The 15,361-nt window shown below is 67.4% G+C and carries 18 protein-coding genes; 15 read left to right on the top strand and 3 right to left on the bottom strand.

The genetic code is table 11. The features are described from left to right. Positions 1 to 386 precede the first annotated feature (386 nt). The 14 genes from FHP25_RS05455 to FHP25_RS05520 all read left to right on the top strand — a co-directional run bounded on the left by FHP25_RS05455 (position 387) and on the right by FHP25_RS05520 (position 10,420). A complete protein-coding gene (locus FHP25_RS05455) occupies positions 387 to 779 on the top strand; it encodes a hypothetical protein (RefSeq protein ID WP_147845884.1) in 393 nt (130 codons plus the stop codon). After that, the gene (locus FHP25_RS05460) at positions 779 to 2,239 is read left to right on the top strand and encodes a hypothetical protein (RefSeq protein WP_147845885.1); all 1,461 of its coding nucleotides are present in this window, start codon (positions 779 to 781) and stop codon (positions 2,237 to 2,239) included. Before FHP25_RS05455 ends, FHP25_RS05460 begins: the two co-directional genes overlap by 1 nt. Continuing rightward, positions 2,236 to 2,601, top strand: coding sequence for a hypothetical protein (locus FHP25_RS05465; protein WP_147845886.1), 366 nt, complete (start codon positions 2,236 to 2,238; stop codon positions 2,599 to 2,601). Before FHP25_RS05460 ends, FHP25_RS05465 begins: the two co-directional genes overlap by 4 nt. After that, positions 2,598 to 3,167, top strand: a complete 570-nt coding sequence (locus tag FHP25_RS05470) for a hypothetical protein (protein WP_147845887.1) — start codon at positions 2,598 to 2,600, stop codon at positions 3,165 to 3,167. The genes FHP25_RS05465 and FHP25_RS05470 overlap by 4 nt, the downstream gene beginning before the upstream one ends. After that, positions 3,167 to 3,451, top strand: coding sequence for a hypothetical protein (locus FHP25_RS05475; protein WP_147845888.1), 285 nt, complete (start codon positions 3,167 to 3,169; stop codon positions 3,449 to 3,451). Before FHP25_RS05470 ends, FHP25_RS05475 begins: the two co-directional genes overlap by 1 nt. A gap of 16 nt (positions 3,452 to 3,467) precedes the next feature. Then, positions 3,468 to 4,793, top strand: coding sequence for a tail fiber domain-containing protein (locus tag FHP25_RS05480; protein WP_147845889.1), 1,326 nt, complete (start codon positions 3,468 to 3,470; stop codon positions 4,791 to 4,793). A 143-nt stretch (positions 4,794 to 4,936) separates the two neighbouring features. Continuing rightward, positions 4,937 to 6,364 (top strand): hypothetical protein, encoded by a 1,428-nt coding sequence (locus FHP25_RS05485; protein WP_147845890.1) that lies wholly within the window; start codon positions 4,937 to 4,939, stop codon positions 6,362 to 6,364. 1 nt (position 6,365) lies between these two features. After that, the gene (locus tag FHP25_RS05490; protein ID WP_147845891.1) at positions 6,366 to 6,845 is read left to right on the top strand and encodes a hypothetical protein; all 480 of its coding nucleotides are present in this window, start codon (positions 6,366 to 6,368) and stop codon (positions 6,843 to 6,845) included. Beyond that, positions 6,842 to 7,111, top strand: coding sequence for a hypothetical protein (locus tag FHP25_RS05495; protein WP_147845892.1), 270 nt, complete (start codon positions 6,842 to 6,844; stop codon positions 7,109 to 7,111). The genes FHP25_RS05490 and FHP25_RS05495 overlap by 4 nt, the downstream gene beginning before the upstream one ends. Before the next feature lie 7 nt (positions 7,112 to 7,118). Further along, positions 7,119 to 8,057 carry a glycoside hydrolase family 19 protein gene (locus tag FHP25_RS05500; protein ID WP_147845893.1) on the top strand — a complete coding sequence of 313 codons (939 nt, stop codon included), beginning with the start codon at positions 7,119 to 7,121 and terminating at the stop codon, positions 8,055 to 8,057. Further along, positions 8,057 to 8,302 carry a hypothetical protein gene (locus FHP25_RS05505; RefSeq protein WP_178133321.1) on the top strand — a complete coding sequence of 82 codons (246 nt, stop codon included), beginning with the start codon at positions 8,057 to 8,059 and terminating at the stop codon, positions 8,300 to 8,302. Before FHP25_RS05500 ends, FHP25_RS05505 begins: the two co-directional genes overlap by 1 nt. Beyond that, positions 8,277 to 8,465, top strand: a complete 189-nt coding sequence (locus tag FHP25_RS05510; protein WP_147845895.1) for a hypothetical protein — start codon at positions 8,277 to 8,279, stop codon at positions 8,463 to 8,465. The genes FHP25_RS05505 and FHP25_RS05510 overlap by 26 nt, the downstream gene beginning before the upstream one ends. A gap of 172 nt (positions 8,466 to 8,637) precedes the next feature. Continuing rightward, positions 8,638 to 9,261, top strand: coding sequence for a hypothetical protein (locus tag FHP25_RS05515; RefSeq protein ID WP_147845896.1), 624 nt, complete (start codon positions 8,638 to 8,640; stop codon positions 9,259 to 9,261). A gap of 895 nt (positions 9,262 to 10,156) precedes the next feature. Further along, on the top strand, positions 10,157 to 10,420 hold the full coding sequence (locus tag FHP25_RS05520; RefSeq protein ID WP_147845897.1) for a hypothetical protein: 264 nt from the start codon (positions 10,157 to 10,159) through the stop codon (positions 10,418 to 10,420). Positions 10,421 to 10,447: 27 nt separating this feature from the next. On the opposite strand, the gene FHP25_RS05525 is transcribed toward FHP25_RS05520, so the two are convergent. Together FHP25_RS05525 and FHP25_RS05530 are read right to left on the bottom strand one after the other, a co-directional pair. Beyond that, positions 10,448 to 11,686 (bottom strand): SGNH/GDSL hydrolase family protein, encoded by a 1,239-nt coding sequence (locus tag FHP25_RS05525; RefSeq protein WP_147845898.1) that lies wholly within the window; start codon positions 11,684 to 11,686, stop codon positions 10,448 to 10,450. An 82-nt stretch (positions 11,687 to 11,768) separates the two neighbouring features. Beyond that, entirely contained in the window at positions 11,769 to 12,671 is a 903-nt protein-coding gene (locus FHP25_RS05530; RefSeq protein WP_147845899.1) for a PhzF family phenazine biosynthesis protein, read from the bottom strand. Positions 12,672 to 12,798: 127 nt separating this feature from the next. Here FHP25_RS05530 and FHP25_RS05535 point away from each other — a divergent pair, with 127 nt between their 5' ends. Beyond that, positions 12,799 to 13,674 carry a sulfurtransferase gene (locus FHP25_RS05535; protein WP_147845900.1) on the top strand — a complete coding sequence of 292 codons (876 nt, stop codon included), beginning with the start codon at positions 12,799 to 12,801 and terminating at the stop codon, positions 13,672 to 13,674. A 7-nt stretch (positions 13,675 to 13,681) separates the two neighbouring features. Here the strand turns inward: FHP25_RS05535 and hutU are convergent, their stop codons facing one another. Continuing rightward, positions 13,682 to 15,346, bottom strand: coding sequence for a urocanate hydratase (hutU, locus tag FHP25_RS05540; protein ID WP_147845901.1), 1,665 nt, complete (start codon positions 15,344 to 15,346; stop codon positions 13,682 to 13,684). Positions 15,347 to 15,361 lie beyond the last annotated feature (15 nt).

Below are 15,361 nucleotides of genomic sequence, written 5' to 3' on the forward strand. Positions count from 1 at the left end.
CTGGGCATGTAGTGCTCAAAGAGATCGATGGCTGCCTGGGCAAAGAATTTTTTTCTTCGCCTGCTTTCGTTCCGTTGTGCGGCAATCTACAGGTGTGTATATAAACTGCATTCGCGTTAAGCGTTCCTGCCGCCGGGGATCATCGGGCGCTTCGTCGGCCGCACGACACGCGGCAAGCCGCCGCCGGGCCGCTATCTCGGGCGCATTCGCCGCTGCCGTCGTCAGGCAGCACCGTGTCGTTCGTCTCTCAGCAGTGTGACAGCGTTGCGACGCCCTCGGCGCAAGCCATAGGGCGTCGCGTCTGTCCATCGCCAGCAGGAGTCCTCGCGATGTGGTACGGGCAGCGTCCACCGTGGATACAACGGCAGCTGACGCCGGGCGCTGGCATGCCGCCGGATGGCCGCGCGCCGATGCCGATGCAGCGGCCGCAGATACCGACGCCGCATGTCGCGTCGAGCAACGTGCCGCTGTCGGCTCGGCAAGGCGACACGGGCGCTGGCGCGCTCAGTCCAGCGATGATGGGTCTGTTGCAGCAGCTGTTTGCTGAGCGCAGCCCCCAGAACATGCAGAAGCCGGCGGGCAGTGCGCCCGAGAACGTGCCCAATATCGCGATGCCGCCTGCCATGGGCCCGATGTCACCCGAGGCGGCGCAGCGTGGCGGCGGCATGGACAACGGCCAGGGAGCGATCCCTGGCCGATTCGGTCTGCTGGCTCAGCTCCCGTTCCTGCTGCGCCGCGGCGGCGTGACGGGTGGCGGCATGATCGGCGGTGGCGTCTGATGCGCCTGGCGCTGGGCCCGCTCGCACCGGACAACCCCGACCTCGGCAATGCCGGGCTCGAGGACGCGGTGAACTGCCTGCCACTGAGCGGCGGCTACGGGCCGCTGCCCGATGCCCGGGCCTTCTCCTCGAGCCTCAGCAGCACCTGCATGGGGGCCTATGCCACGCGCGACGTCAGCGGCGTGGTCAGCACCTTCGCCGCCACCGCCGGCCAGCTCTACAAGGCGAGCGCCACCGGCTGGACCAATGTCAGCCGCACCGCCAGCTACACCACGGCCAATGACGGCCGCTGGGACTTCGCGACCTTCGGCAACACCTGCCTGGCCGCCAACGGCGTCGATGCCATGCAGGTCTACACCCTGGGTAGCTCGAGCCGGTTCCTGGACCAGAGCGCTTCGGCCAGCGCGCCGGTGGCGTCGCTGGTCACGGTGGTGCGCGACTTCGTCTTCGCCGGCCGGCTGGCGACGCAGATCAACGCCGTGCAATGGTGCCAGATCAACAACCCGCTGCGCTTCACGTCGAGCGCCCGCCTGCAGTCCGACCGCCAGGAGCTGCCGGGCGAGGGCGGCGCCATCGTGGCCATGACCGGCGGTGACTTCGCCACCATCCTGGCGCAGCGCTCGATCTGGCGCGGCACCTATGTCGGCGCGCCGGTGATCTTCCGCTTCGACGAGGTGGTGCCCAACATCGGCTGCTTCGCCCGCGGCAGCGCCGCGCGCTTCCAGAACATGACGTTCTTCCTGTCGCAGAGCGGCTTCTACCTGTTCGACGGCGCCCAGGCGGTGCCGATCGGCGACGGCATGATCGACGGCTTCTTCAAGGCCGACCTCAATCCCGCCTTCCGCCACCGCATCACGTCGGTGATCGACCCGATCAACAAGCTGTATGTCGTGAGCTACCCCAGCAACGCCAGCAGCGACGGCACGCCCGACCGGGCCATGCTCTACAACTGGGCGGCGCGCCGCTGGGCCCGGGCTGAGATCACGGTCGAGCTGATCTTCGCCGGCCTCAGCGCCGGCATGACCCTGGAGCAGCTCGACAGCATCGCCGGCAGCCTTGACGCGCTGCCCTTCAGCCTCGACAGCGACCTGTGGGCCGGCGGCCTGACCGTGGTCAGCGGCTTCGACATCGGCCACCGCTTGGTGACGTTCGACGGACCGCCGCGGGCGGCGCGGTTCATCACCGGCGAGTCGCAGCTCGTCCTCGACCGCCGCGCCTTCATGACCGCGGTGCGGCCGCTGGTGCAGGGCACCGCCGCCACTGCCGTCAGCGTGCAGGTCGGCAAGCGCGACCGGCTGATCGACCCGGTGATGTACACCGCGGCCTCGGCCATGAACGCCAACGGCACCTGCCCGGTGCGGGCCAATGCCCGCTTCCACCGCCTGCGGCTGGACATCTCGGGCGGCTACAGCCAGGCGCTGGGCTTCGACGTTCAGGCCGTGCCGGAGGGCATGAGATGACCCTGGTGCTGACCGGTCCGCCGCCGACCTGGAAGACGCAGCTCGAGGCGGCGGACCTGCAGAACGTCAAGCGCGGCGTCGCCTTCGCGACGTTCGCGGCGGGCGTGGCGGTGACGCGCTTCAGCGACGGCGGTGCGCTGTACGTGGTCGACACCACGGCCGCCAACCGCCAGGTGGTGCTGCCACGTGCCGCCGACAGCGCAGGCCAGGAGCACATCGTCAAGCGCGCCACGGCAGGCGCCAACACCTGCGTGGTGTCCAGCGACGGCGGCGTGCTGGACGGCACCGCCTCCTACAGCCTCGCCACGCAATACGCCGTGGGGCGCTTCATGAGCGACGGCCAGAACTGGTGGACGACGTGACCCTTCGGAAGACCTCAGGGCAAGCCCTTCAGCTCCCCGACATCCAGGGGCCCGTCAACGATCGCGCCTGGGCGATCGAGGGCGTCCCCGCCGACGCGGCCGCGGTGCCGTGGCGGCGCTGCTGGACGCTGCTGGCGCGGGCGGTGGCGCGCTTCCCGGACGTGGCCGGGAAGTGGACCAGCGAGGCGCTGCTCCACGACGTGATGTGCGGTCAGGCGCAGCTGTGGGTGGCGTGGTCCTACGAGCGCCGGCGCATCGAGGGCGTGGTGGTGACGCGGATCTTCGACCGGCCGGCGATGGCGCCCAACGACAAGGTCTGCGAGTGCCCGCTGGCGGCGGGCGTCAACATGGTCCAGTGGGGCGCGCCGATGTTCGCGATGCTCAAGGCGTGGGCGCGCGCGCAGGGCTGCGACTACATCGCGGGCTACGGCCGGCGCGGCTGGAAGCGGCTGTTCGGCTTCACCGAGATGGGCGCGACCGAGGACGGGCTGCCGATCCTCATCATGCCGCTGTGTGGTTCGACCTGCACACCATGTGGTTCGACCGGCTCACCATGGAGGCACTGATGGCGGCGGGAGCAGGCACGGGATTGGGCAAGGGGCAGGGCGGCCCGCTGGCGGTGCGCCTGCCGCCCTGGGCCGCGGGCGGTATGCTGCCGTGGCAGCAATCCTATGGCATGCCGCTGCCGGGCCTGCTGAACCAGGCGATGCTGCCGGGCATGCAGGCGCAGCTCGCCGCTCAGGCGCAGGTCGCGCAAGCGCCTCAGGCGCAACAGCCGGCGGCGCAGGCCGCCAAGGACCCGATGGCGGACTACTGGCTGAACTTCAACCACGGCTCGTCGGGGCCGTGAGCGCAGGAGCGTGACGATGGGCGGCGGCGGCAAAGGCGGCGGCGGCAAGCAGACCACGACGACGACGGCGGAGCCGTGGTCGGGGGTGAAGCCGTTCCTGACCGAGGGCTATCAGGATCTGTCGAATCAGTACAAGCAGGGCGCGCCGGGATACTATCCCGGCGGCACGGTGGCGGGCATGTCGCCCTACACCAGCGGTGCGCTGCAGATGCAGGCGATGCGGGCGCTGCAGGGCAGCCCGCTGACGGGCGCGGCGCAGGACCAGCTGACGCGCACCATGCAGGGCGACTACGTGGCGCAGCTGAACCCGTCGACGTCGGCGGCCCAGGGCGGCCTGGCCAACATCGCCGGCGGCAGCCAGCTGGGGGCGCTGGACCCGGCGATGCAGGCGGCGCAGGACCAGCAGCGCGCCACCATCCGCGGCGACTACCTCAACGCCGGCAACCCGTACCTGCAGGGCGCCGTCGATGCGGCGACGCGGCCGCGGGTCGACAGCTTCCAGCGCAACATCATGCCGGCGATCGACAGCCAGTTCTCGGCCGCCGGCCGCTACGGCAGCGGTGCGCATGGCGGGGCGCTGGGCGAGGCGATCGGGCAGCAGCAGCGCGCGATCGGCGACGTCGCCACCAACATGGCGTTCGGCAGCTACAGCGCCGAGCGCGGCCTGCAGCAGCACGCGGCGGACGCTGCGGCGCAGAACTACAACGCCGCCGCCAACCGGCAGATGCAGGGTATCGGCCAGGCCTTCCAGAACTGGAACGCCGAGCGCGACCGGCAGAACCAGGGGATGTTCTTCGCGCCGCAGCTGGCGCAGCAGGACTACTTCGACATCAACCAGCTCGGCGCTTCGGGCTCGGCGATCGACGCTTACAACCAGGCGCTGCTGGATGCCGATATCGGCCGCTACAACTACGGCCAGAACGCCGACTGGGTGCGCACGCAGGACTACCTCGGCACGCTGCTGGGCGCGCCGTGGGGCAGCACGTCGACGACTTCGCAGCCGCGGCCCAGCGCCTTCTCGTCGGCCCTGGGCGGCGGGCTGCAGGGCGCCGGCCAGGGCGCCGCGTTCGGGCCGTGGGGCGCGCTGGCCGGCGGCGTCCTGGGCGCCGGCGCCGGCCTGTTGAACCGCTCGGATGCGCGGGTGAAGACCGACATCGTGCGCGTCGGCACGCTCGACAACGGCCTGCCGGTGTACCGCTTCCGCTACATCGACGGCGGTCCCGTCCAGCTCGGCGTGATGGCGCAGGACGTCGCCAGCATGCGGCCGGATGCGGTGCACGACATCGACGGCGTGCTGCATGTCGACTACGTGCGCGCGACGGAAGAACCAAGCCGTGGCTGATGGCGCGGATGCGTCAGGCGCAGTCGAGGCTCGGGGGTGCGCTCGGTCCTGCGCCTCGCGCCAGCTGACCTTCAGCGACCATCGAGCGTCATCCACGTCCGCCTTTGCAGTGAGCCTCGATTCGCAAGGCAGGGAATAGCGTCATGGCACTTCGTCACTGGAGCGCGACCGCCAGCGGCAACGCCGCTGTTGCAGGCATCAACTGGACCGAAGGGCAACCGCCTTCGACAGTGAACGACAGCGCGCGGCAGGAGATGGCGCAGGTGCGCCAGCAGTACCGGCCGGACCAATGGCATTGGGTGGAGATCAGCAACACCGCCTCGGTGGCGTCGCAGACCAGCTTCAAGGTCTCGACCGACCTGACAGCGGCCTTCCACGCGCAGCGTCGGGTGCGGCTCACCGGCGGCAGCACGACGCGCTACGCGTCGGTCGTGTCGTCGAGCTTCGCGGCCGAGACGACGGTCACGGTCACGGTCGACGCCGGCTCGCTGTCCGCCAGCCACACCATCGCCGCGTTGGGACCGTCGGTCGTCGCCTCGCCAAGCCCGATCAACTTCCTGCCCCTGACGGGCGGCACGCTGACGGGTGATCTGACGCTCAACAAAAACGGCGGAGTCTTGAGGGTCAGGTCACCTGCGGGTGGCCAGGCCGGTCAGATCATGTTCGGCAGCGGCACTGTCGATCGCTGGGGCATCCTGAAGTTCACCGATGAGGCGCTGTACATCCAGCGCTTCAACGGCAGCGGTGCTTTTCTCAACAACGTCGTGCACCTGCAGGCTGATGGGGCAATCAACCTGAACGGCACCACAGCCGTCAATGGCTCCTTGAACGCCAACGGCGCGGTCACCGTCAGCAGCAACCTGCAGGTCAACGGCAACGCGCAGATCAACGGGACCATCACCACCTTCAACACGCTCCAGATTTCGGTGCCCACCACCGCACGGGTGAGCATGAACAGCGGCTCACGGCTGTGGACGGCCGGTGTCGTGAGCAACACGACGTACGCCATTGCCGACGAGACGGGCGCGCAGCAGCGACTGGTCATGTACGCCGGCGGCGAGACGCAGGTCATCGGCGGCAACGGCGTGCTCCGCGGGCCAGGCACGTTCTACCCGAGCGCCGACGGCAATTGGGTGTTGTCGACCGACGGCAACAACATGTTCTTCACCCAGAACGCCAGCTGCTACAGCTACTACACCCGGTCGACAGGTAACTGGGGCTGGGTCGTAAACGGCATCACCATCGGCGAGCTGAACTTCGGAAATAGCCTCGGCTTCCGGTCCCGAAGCAATGCCAAAGCCTGGGTAAGCGGCAGCATCGCCACTATCCAGGACAGCATGAACGTTAGCAGCATTACCTACAATGCTGCGGGTGACTATACTATCAACTTCTCTCACGCGATGCCAAATGCAAACTACGCAGTCGCCGGTTCGACTCAACATACAGTACTTGCTTACATCCTCGGAACGACAGCGAAGAACATAGGATCATGTAGTATCCAGATTCGCAGCAACAGCAACATACTCGTCGACAATCAATGGAGTTTAGTCATCTTTGCTGCGGGGGTGTGAGATGAACAAACGGATATTTTACATCGATGCCGACGGTTCGCCTCATTTGGTAGTTCCTGCGCCGGCAGCGCGTTTTGATGACGAGACAGACGATGCTTTCCTTACGAGGATATCGGTCAAGGACGTACCGAAGGAAGCCAGGGCCGTGCGCACTGTTGATGTTGCCGATTTACCGGAAGATCTTAACGCGGGTGCGGTGTTTTTTAGAGCTTGGACGATCACAGGTAATCAGCTCTGTGTTGACATGGTTACGGCGCGCAGTATTTGGCGAGAGCATATAAGAGAGGCGCGAGCATCACTTTTAGCAGCCTTGGATATTGAATACTTGCGTGCAGATGAGCAAGAGGACTCAGAGAGAAAGGCGGCCATCGCTGCACGCAAGCAAAAGCTGCGAGACGCACCTTCTGATCCTGCTATTGAAAACGCCGAAACAATTGCGTCTCTTCGAGAAGTATGGCCGCTAGACGGGGACGATTCATGAACGGCCATTCTCACAAACTCGATCAGCTCGCTCAGTCTGCTCTACTGGCTGTCACTGCGCGGGCGGTCAACGTCGTCGGCGTGCCGCTGATGCTGGCAACGATCCTGTGGCTGTTCACCACAGTGAACGCCCTCGAGCGTGAGGTTGCAAAGCTGCCGGTAATGTTCAGCGCGATGCAACAGCAGATCGACGCGGCTAGCCGTCGCATCGATGGTCATGACCAGCGCCTGCAACGGCTCGAGGAGCCGTACTTTCGTAACAAGTAGGTGACGTATGCCTACCAAGGACCAGCTCGCCGTGATCATGCCTGAGGCGGCCAAGTCGGGCCGGCTCGATGTTTGGTACAAGCCGCTGACCAAGGAGATGGCCGACCACGCCATCACCACGCCGGCGCGGGAGGCCATGTTCCTGGCCAATGTCGCGGAGGAGACCGGTGAGCTGGCGGCGCGCGAGGAGAACCTGAGCTACAGCGGCGCGCGGCTGCGGCAGGTGTTCCCGTCAATGTTCGAGGGCCGGGGCAGCCTGGCCGAGGATCTGGCCGCCCAGGGGCCGCAGGCGATCGCGAACTACATCTACGCCGATCGCAACAGGCCATCGGGCTACAAGCTCGGCAACATCAACCCCGATGATGGCTGGCGCTACCGCGGCCGCGGGCCCATGCAGCTCACCGGCCGGGCCAACTATGAGCGCTTCTTCCGGGAGATCGGCATGCCGGCCGACAGCGATCCTGACCTGGTGCTCGGTCCCGATGTCGGCGCCCGCAGCGCCTGCCACTTCTGGCAGACCGCCGGCTGCAACGAGATCGCCGACAGCGGCGACTTCGCGGCCGTCGTGAAACGGGTGAACGGTGGCCACATCAACATGGCGCTGCGCCTGAAGTACCTGGAGCACGCCAAGGCGGCCCTGGCGGCGCCGGTGCCTGATGTCACCGAGCCGCCGCCGGGCACCGAGCGCAAACCCGACGGCAACGTGATGATCCGTGACATCAAGGAGTCGACGATCATCCAGGACAGCAACAAAGGCCTATCGGTCACGACGGTGACGGCCGTCATGGGCGCCTCGGCGCCGGTGATCACCGCCACCGCCGGCATGGATTGGCGGCTGGCGGCGGTGCTGGGTGCCGTGGTGCTGATCGCCGGCGGCGCGATTGGCTTCTACCAGCTGCGCATCAAGCGGGCGCGGCTGGCGATGTTCCGGGACGGGGTGGCGTGATGCTGGCCTGGCTCCTCGGCACCGGCACCGGCCGCCTGGTGCTGAGCGGTGTCGCCGTCGCGATCGTGGTCGCCGGCGCCATCGCCTGGATCTACGGGCAGGGCGAGGCCGCCGGCGCCGCCGGCGTCACCGCCGCCGCCCTGGCCGAGGCGGCGCGGCGCGCCCAGGCCGCAGCCCGCGCCCGCGCCAACCTCGACCAGCGGCCGGAGGTCACCCAGCATGACCCGTATAATCGCGATCGGTAGCCTGCCGGCTGTTATCTGGCTGGCGACCGGTTGCACGCCGACCGTGATCGACACCGCCTGCCAGTCCTTCACGCCGATCACCTACAGCGCCAGCCGCGACACGCCGGACACGGTGCTGCAGGTGCGCCGGCACAACGCGGCGTGGGATGCGATCTGCAAATGAGGAACGACAATGGCTGATCCGTTCGGCATCCTGGTGGGCCGCAACATCGGCGGCTTCGGTCCCGGCCCATCGCTGGCGGACATCCTCACGCGCGAGACGCAGAGCCAGGGGGCGGCCGGCGCCGGCGTTCCCGACGCCGCCGCCCGAGCCGCAGAGCGCGCTCGCTCGCGCCATGAAAGACCATGCCGGCTACATGGAGCGGGGCGGCGTGTTCGGCACGCTGTCCGGCATGGCGCCACCCGGGCTGCGGCGGGCGCTGGAGCCATGGGGCGGCATGCTCAACCCCCTGGTGTGGACACCAGGTCCAAGCATTCAGCAAATGCTCCAGTCGTCTGGCGACCTGACCCGCGCTACGCTGGCCGGGCAGCCGATAGGTATGCTGAATGCTCTGGCCGGGGTCACGATGGGGGCGATTGGCGCGGTGCCTGGAGGTCGGGCTGTCACAAGATCAGCTAAAGCCACGGCTGATCTCGCGATGGATTTGGCATCGCGGCAATCTCGCGCTGAGAAGATGTTCCCCGTCGAGGTTTATCACGGCACAGCCTACGATTTCGACGCCTTCGACCCGAGAAAATATGGCCAGACAATGCCGGGGCCGGTATCCGGTCTGGGGGGTCTCGGTATCGACAGATCCGAGGGTTGCCAGCCACTTCGCGGAGATGGCGGCAAAACGACAAGAGGAGTTGCGCGAGCAGGCCATTGCGTTGGGCGAGAAGCCGCCACCGGCTGGCGTCGGCCCTTCCGTCATGCCCCTGCGCCTCGATCCCAGAAAGCAGGGCAACTTTCGATTGCCTGATCAGCACTCGCTTGGGCAGGTGGCGGCAGCAATTATGGATGCATGGGATGCAGGATTTGACTCGGTTCGGCTGACGAATTACCGAGAGGTCCCAGGCATCGGGCCCACCGAGATGATCATCGTGCGGCGGCCGGAAGCCCAACTGCGCTCCCGTAATGCTAGATTCGATCCGACCAAGAAGGAACGTGGAACTCTGATGGACAGCCTAGTGCCGCTCGGTACTGTCGGGGGCGTCACATACATGATATGGCCAGACGAAGCTAACGCCGAGCGTTGAAGTGCTCCATTGAGTCAAGCCGGCAGTGTTCGTAGCGGCGCAGCTCCCGCGCGAACCGCAGGGTGGCGCGGATGCGAGCGATCAAGTCGCCGCGCTGCGGGGCGCAGTGTTTCCAGAAGAGCCAGATGGTGCGAGTATCTGCGAGTCTCATCATCGCCTCCGATGTCATGCCCGCAGCCTCAGAAGTATCCCGGCCGGCACATCAGGCGCCCCTCCGCACCGCGCCGGTCGATGAGATTGGCGTCGTGCTGCTCGAGATATCGGAGCGCGGCCCAGCGCTCATTATGTCTGCGGGCTGCATGCCGCGGATTACCTGTGGGCAGAAGCATCGGAAACCCTCTAAGCAATTAAGCCTATTGTAGCTCCGATTTTAGAGCATCATGAGAAGAAATTTAAAAAAGTTGTACTACTTATGAATGCATCAGGTGCATCGGATCGCCACCAGAACGCGATGCCGCAAGCGCCTCGCAGAAGGAGCATGGATTGCGACATCGGCGATGACCTCTGTCCGATCCGGACCAATGATCGCACGACAGGGAGCGGGCAAAACATTATCTACGGCGTGCGTCCGGGGTGAACGGTCTGCGTTGCGGAGCGGACGACGAGGATCACGCGGCTATGTCCAAGCGGTTCTATCCCGAAACGGGCTACATGGCCCGCAACGGGTCCTTCTGGTACGACCATCGCGTCATGCTGACCGTGGAAGAAACCGACCGGATCGAAATCTTCCGCCGGCCTTATGTCGGCAAGCCCAGCCTGCGGCTGGGCTCCTATGGCTATGCCCAGCTCGACGCCGGCAATCCGCCGATCGGGCTGCGCCAGGTCGATGCGATCGACGGCAGGCCGTCGCCCTTCACCGTGCTCGTCGGCAGGTCAGGCTGAGAGGCGGCAGCCGCGGGGCGCCGCGCGCTACGGCCTGGCCGCCGCCGACAGCAGGCTCAGGGACGTGAGCTGGGCCGCGATCGCCTCGGCCATGGCGCGATGGCCTGACGCGGTCATGTGCTCGTCGCCGAGGCTGTAGTAGAGCGGGGGGCCGCCCTTGCGCTGGGCCGCCTGCATGGCCGGCAGCAGCTCGATCACCGGAATGCCAAGCTGCTGGCCCAGCGTCTTGAGCTCGCGCTCCGGCTTGGCCATGTCGAGCTTCGCCTTGGGCAGGGACTGCTGCAGATGCTCAAGCGTCTCGGGCTCGACCTGGACCTTGGCGGGATAGCTCCACATCGCAAAGCGTGCGCCGGCCGCCTGCGAACGATCCCGCATCGCCTTGATCAGGGCGCCGGTCACCGCCCAGCCCTCGCGCCAGAGCTGCTCGTACTGCTCGCGCGTGCGCCCCTTGCGGGCATAGTCCATCGCGACATCGTCCATCATCAGCCAGCCGATCCAGACGTTGGGATCGGTCTTGCGGCCGCCGGTCACGGCCTGGCTGGCCTCCCGGATCACCTTCTGGACCATGTCGCCCACCAGCAGGTCATATAGCCGGGTCTTGAGGCTTGGACCCTTGCGCTTGCGCTCCAGCGCCTCCTTGAGCTGGTCGTTGTCGATCACCAGCTGGCCGTTGGCGTCAAGCCGCGCATAAGGTCGCTTGGCGTCGCGCTGAAACCATTTCTGCAGCGGCAGATAGTTCGTCTGCACGTCGTTGTTGGGAGCGAAGCCCAGCAGCACCAGGTCGGGCTTGTAGGACAAGCCGTCCTCGATCAGCCACAGATACTCCTGGACCGTGCTGTAGGCGGCGACGGCAAGATTGATGACCTCGAACTTGTCATTGCCGAGCAGGCGCTGAAGCTGCACGGCGACGGTCTGGTCGTCGGCGACGCCGCTGCCGAAGGTGCCGGAATCCGACACGATGAGGATGCGCGTGACGCCGGGCCTGGGCGTCTGGTCGAACTCCGGCCCGCGGATGCCGCGCGAGTTGATGTGCGCCACCTCGGAGTAGGCGAGCTTCTCCATACGGAACTCGGTGCTGGGCCGGTGTGCCCAGCCGCGCGTCGGGTGGGGCACATGCCACTCGCTCTCGTTTCCCGTAACGGTGCCGAGATGACCGTGCAGCACCAGCCGCAACCCGAATTCGGCGACCCAAAGCGCCACGAGCACGGCCACCAGCACCATGGCAGCCGATCCGGCCCAGCGTCCGACGCGTGAGAGGATGCTCATGGGGATGGTCTTTCAATTTGCTCGTTCATTTTAAATTCTCCGAGCAGGGGGCATGAGCATTAAGAGACAGCACCGCCCGACGTCAACCGGCAGGAGATCCCACGCAGGCCTCGCCGCGCAGGACAGGCACGCAGCTGCCGCCGACCGACGCGCGCAGGCCGTCGTCGCTGCGCCAGGCCGTGGCGTGCAGCAGGCTGGGGCGGCCCATCTCCACGCCCTGGATGATGTCGCACGCCACATCGGCCTTGGAGGTGAGCGACAGCAGCAGCGCCGCGAGCGGCGTGGCGGCGCTGCCGGTCGCGGGGTCTTCGTGGGTGCCGGCCAGGGGCGCGAACATGCGCGCCCGGATCCGTCTGCCGTCATGGGCATAGAGATAGAGCGAGAGCCGGCCGTTGAGCGCCGGCCAGGCCGCGCGCACGCGTCGGAACTGGCCGATATCGGGCAGGGCACGCGCGAGCGCCGCCGCGGACACCTCGGCGAGGACGAAGGTGTTGCCGACCGAGGCCTGCACGGGCTGGTGCGCAGCGACGATCACGTCAGCCATCTCGAGCCCGGCACAGGCCGCGATGGCATCGGCCGGCAGGCAGGGGCCCAGCACCAGCGGCTGCGGCGCCGCGATCGTGGCGCCGGTCACGGCGCCGGCGGCATCGCGCGCGACCTTGATCTCGACCAGGCCGGCGATCTCCTCGAACCGCAGCACGCCGCCCCTGTCCTGGTGCTGCTTGGCCAGCACGAAGGCGGTGCCGACATTGGGATGGCCGGCGAAGGGCATCTCATGCGTGCGGTTGAAGATGCGCACCCGCGCCGTGTTGGCGGGATCGTCGGGCGGCAGCACGAAGGTCGTCTCGCTGAGATTGAACTCGTTGGCGAGCGCCTGCATCTGCGCATCGCTCAGCCCGCGGGCATCGGGGAAGACAGCCAGCGGATTGCCGCCGAAGCGCTGCGTGGTGAAGACATCGACGGTCACGAATGCGTAGATCGCCATGGCGGGTTCCGCTCCTGCAGGTCGGGTCCGCCAGCCTGGGGCGGCTGCGGCGCGGCAGCCAGCGTTCAATTGTCCCGATACGCCAGCCCCGTGCTAGGGTGGCGCCGGCGATGCTCGTGGAGGCCGCATGCGTGAGCCCGACGCCCTGATCAGCACCGACGCGCTGGCCCGCATCCTGGGGCGCCCCGAGGTGCGCGTCTTCGACTGCACCACCTACCTCGAGCCGCCGCCGCCCGGCAGCGACGATCCCTACATCGCGGTGCCGGGCGACAAGAGCTTCGCGGCGGCGCACGTTGCGGGCGCCGGTTTCCTCGACCTGCAAGGTGAGTTCTCCGACCAGGCCACACGGCTGCGGTTCACGATGCCGCCGGTGGCGCAGCTGGAAGCCGCGTTCGGCCGCCACGGCATCGGCGACGGCACGCGCGTCGTGCTCTACAGCATCGGCACCATGATGTGGGCGACACGGTTCTGGTGGATGCTCAAGGCGCTGGGCTTCGATGGTGCCGCCGTCCTCGACGGTGGCCTCGACAAATGGCAGGCCGAAGGCCGTCCAGTCGAGAGCGGTCCGGCCAAGGGCTATCCGCCGGCGCGCTTCACGGCCCGGCCGCGTCCGGGCCGTTTCGTCGACAAGCAGGCTGTGCTTGCAGGCATGGAAAATGCCGGCACCGTGATCGTCAACGCGCTGGGGTCGCAGTTCCACAAGGGCCTGGAGCCGAGCCGCTATGGCCGCCCCGGCCGCGTGCCCGGCAGCGTCAACGTGCCTGCGGCGACGCTTGTCGATCCGCAGACCAAGGCCTTCGCGCCGCTGGCCGCGGCTGCGGCACGCTTCACGGCCGCCGGTGTCACGCCGGACAAGCACGTGATCGCCTATTGCGGCGGCGGCATCTCGGCCACCATCGATCTGTTCCTGCTGCACCAGCTCGGCTACGACGACCTCGCGCTCTACGACGCGTCGATGGGCGAATGGGCGAAGGACACGGCGCTGCCGATCGAGCAGGGGTGAGACCGTCTCAGCCCAGGCCCGGCAGGTCCAGGCCGTGGCTTCGGGCGCAGTCGATCGCCTCGTCGTAGCCGGCCTCGGCGTGGCGCATCACCCCGGACGCGGGATCGTTCCACAGCACGCGCTCGATGCGCCGCGCAGCTTCCGGCGTGCCGTCGCACACGATCACCATGCCGGCATGTTGCGAGAAGCCCATGCCGACGCCGCCGCCGTGGTGCAGCGACACCCAGGTCGCGCCCGAGGCGCAGTTGAGCAAGGCGTTGAGCATCGGCCAGTCCGATACGGCGTCGGAACCGTCGCGCATGCCCTCGGTCTCGCGGTTGGGCGAGGCCACCGAGCCTGAATCGAGATGGTCGCGGCCGATCACGATCGGTGCCTTCAGCTCGCCTGACGCCACCATCTGGTTGAAGGCCAGCCCCAGGCGATGGCGATCGCCCAGCCCGACCCAGCAGATGCGCGCCGGCAAGCCCTGGAACCTGATGCGGGTGCGCGCCATGTCGAGCCAGCTGTGCAGGTGCCTGTTGTCGGGCAGCAGCTCCTTCACCTTGGCGTCGGTGCGGAAGATGTCCTCGGGATCGCCCGACAGCGCCGCCCAACGGAACGGGCCGATGCCGCGGCAGAAGAGCGGCCTGATGTAGGCCGGCACGAAGCCGGGGAAGGCGAAGGCATCGGCAACGCCTTCCTCCAGCGCCATCTGGCGGATGTTGTTGCCGTAATCGATGGTCGGCACGCCCATCTTGTGAAATTCGAGCATGGCGCGCACATGCGCGGCCATCGAGCGTTTGGCCGCCCTGGTGACGTCAGCGGGATCGCTGACGCGCCGCGAGTCCCACTGATCGAGCGTCCAGCCCAGCGGCAGATAGCCGTTGACGGGGTCGTGCGCCGAGGTCTGGTCGGTGACGCAATCCGGCCGAACGCCGCGTCGGATCAGCTCGGGCAGGACATCGGCGGCATTGCCCAGCAGGCCCACCGATACCGCCCGTTTCTCGGCGCAGGCCTTGGCGATGATCGCCAGCGCCTCGTCGAGATCCTTGGCCTGCAGGTCGAGGTAGCCGGTGCGGCGACGGAACTCGATGCGGCTGGGACGGCATTCGATCGCCAGCAGCGCGGCGCCGGCCATGGTCGCGGCCAGCGGCTGCGCGCCGCCCATGCCGCCCAGGCCGGCGGTCAGGACCCAGCGGCCGGCGAGGTCGCCGCCATAGTGCCTGCGGCCCATCTCGACAAAGGTCTCGTAGGTGCCCTGCACGATGCCCTGAGAGCCGATATAGATCCACGAGCCGGCCGTCATCTGGCCGAACATCATCAGGCCCTTGCGGTCGAGCTCGTTGAAGTGCTCCCACGTCGCCCAATGCGGCACGAGGTTCGAATTCGCGATCAGCACGCGCGGCGCGTCGGCATGGGTGCGGAACACACCCACCGGCTTGCCGGACTGCACCAGCAGCGTCTGGTCGGCCTCCAGCCGGCGCAGCGCGACCGCAATGCGATCGAAGCTTTCCCAATCGCGGGCGGCACGGCCGATGCCGCCATAGACCACCAGCTCGCCCGGGTTCTCCGCGACATCGGGGTCGAGGTTGTTCATCAGCATGCGCAGCGGCGCCTCGGTGAGCCAGCTCCTGGCGGAGAGCGCCGCGCCGTGCGGCGCGCGGACGATACGGGCGTTGTCGACACGGCTCATCGCAGGCTCCATCAG

Source organism: Vineibacter terrae, from assembly GCF_008039615.1.
GTDB classification, from domain to species: Bacteria; Pseudomonadota; Alphaproteobacteria; order Reyranellales; family Reyranellaceae; genus Vineibacter; species Vineibacter terrae.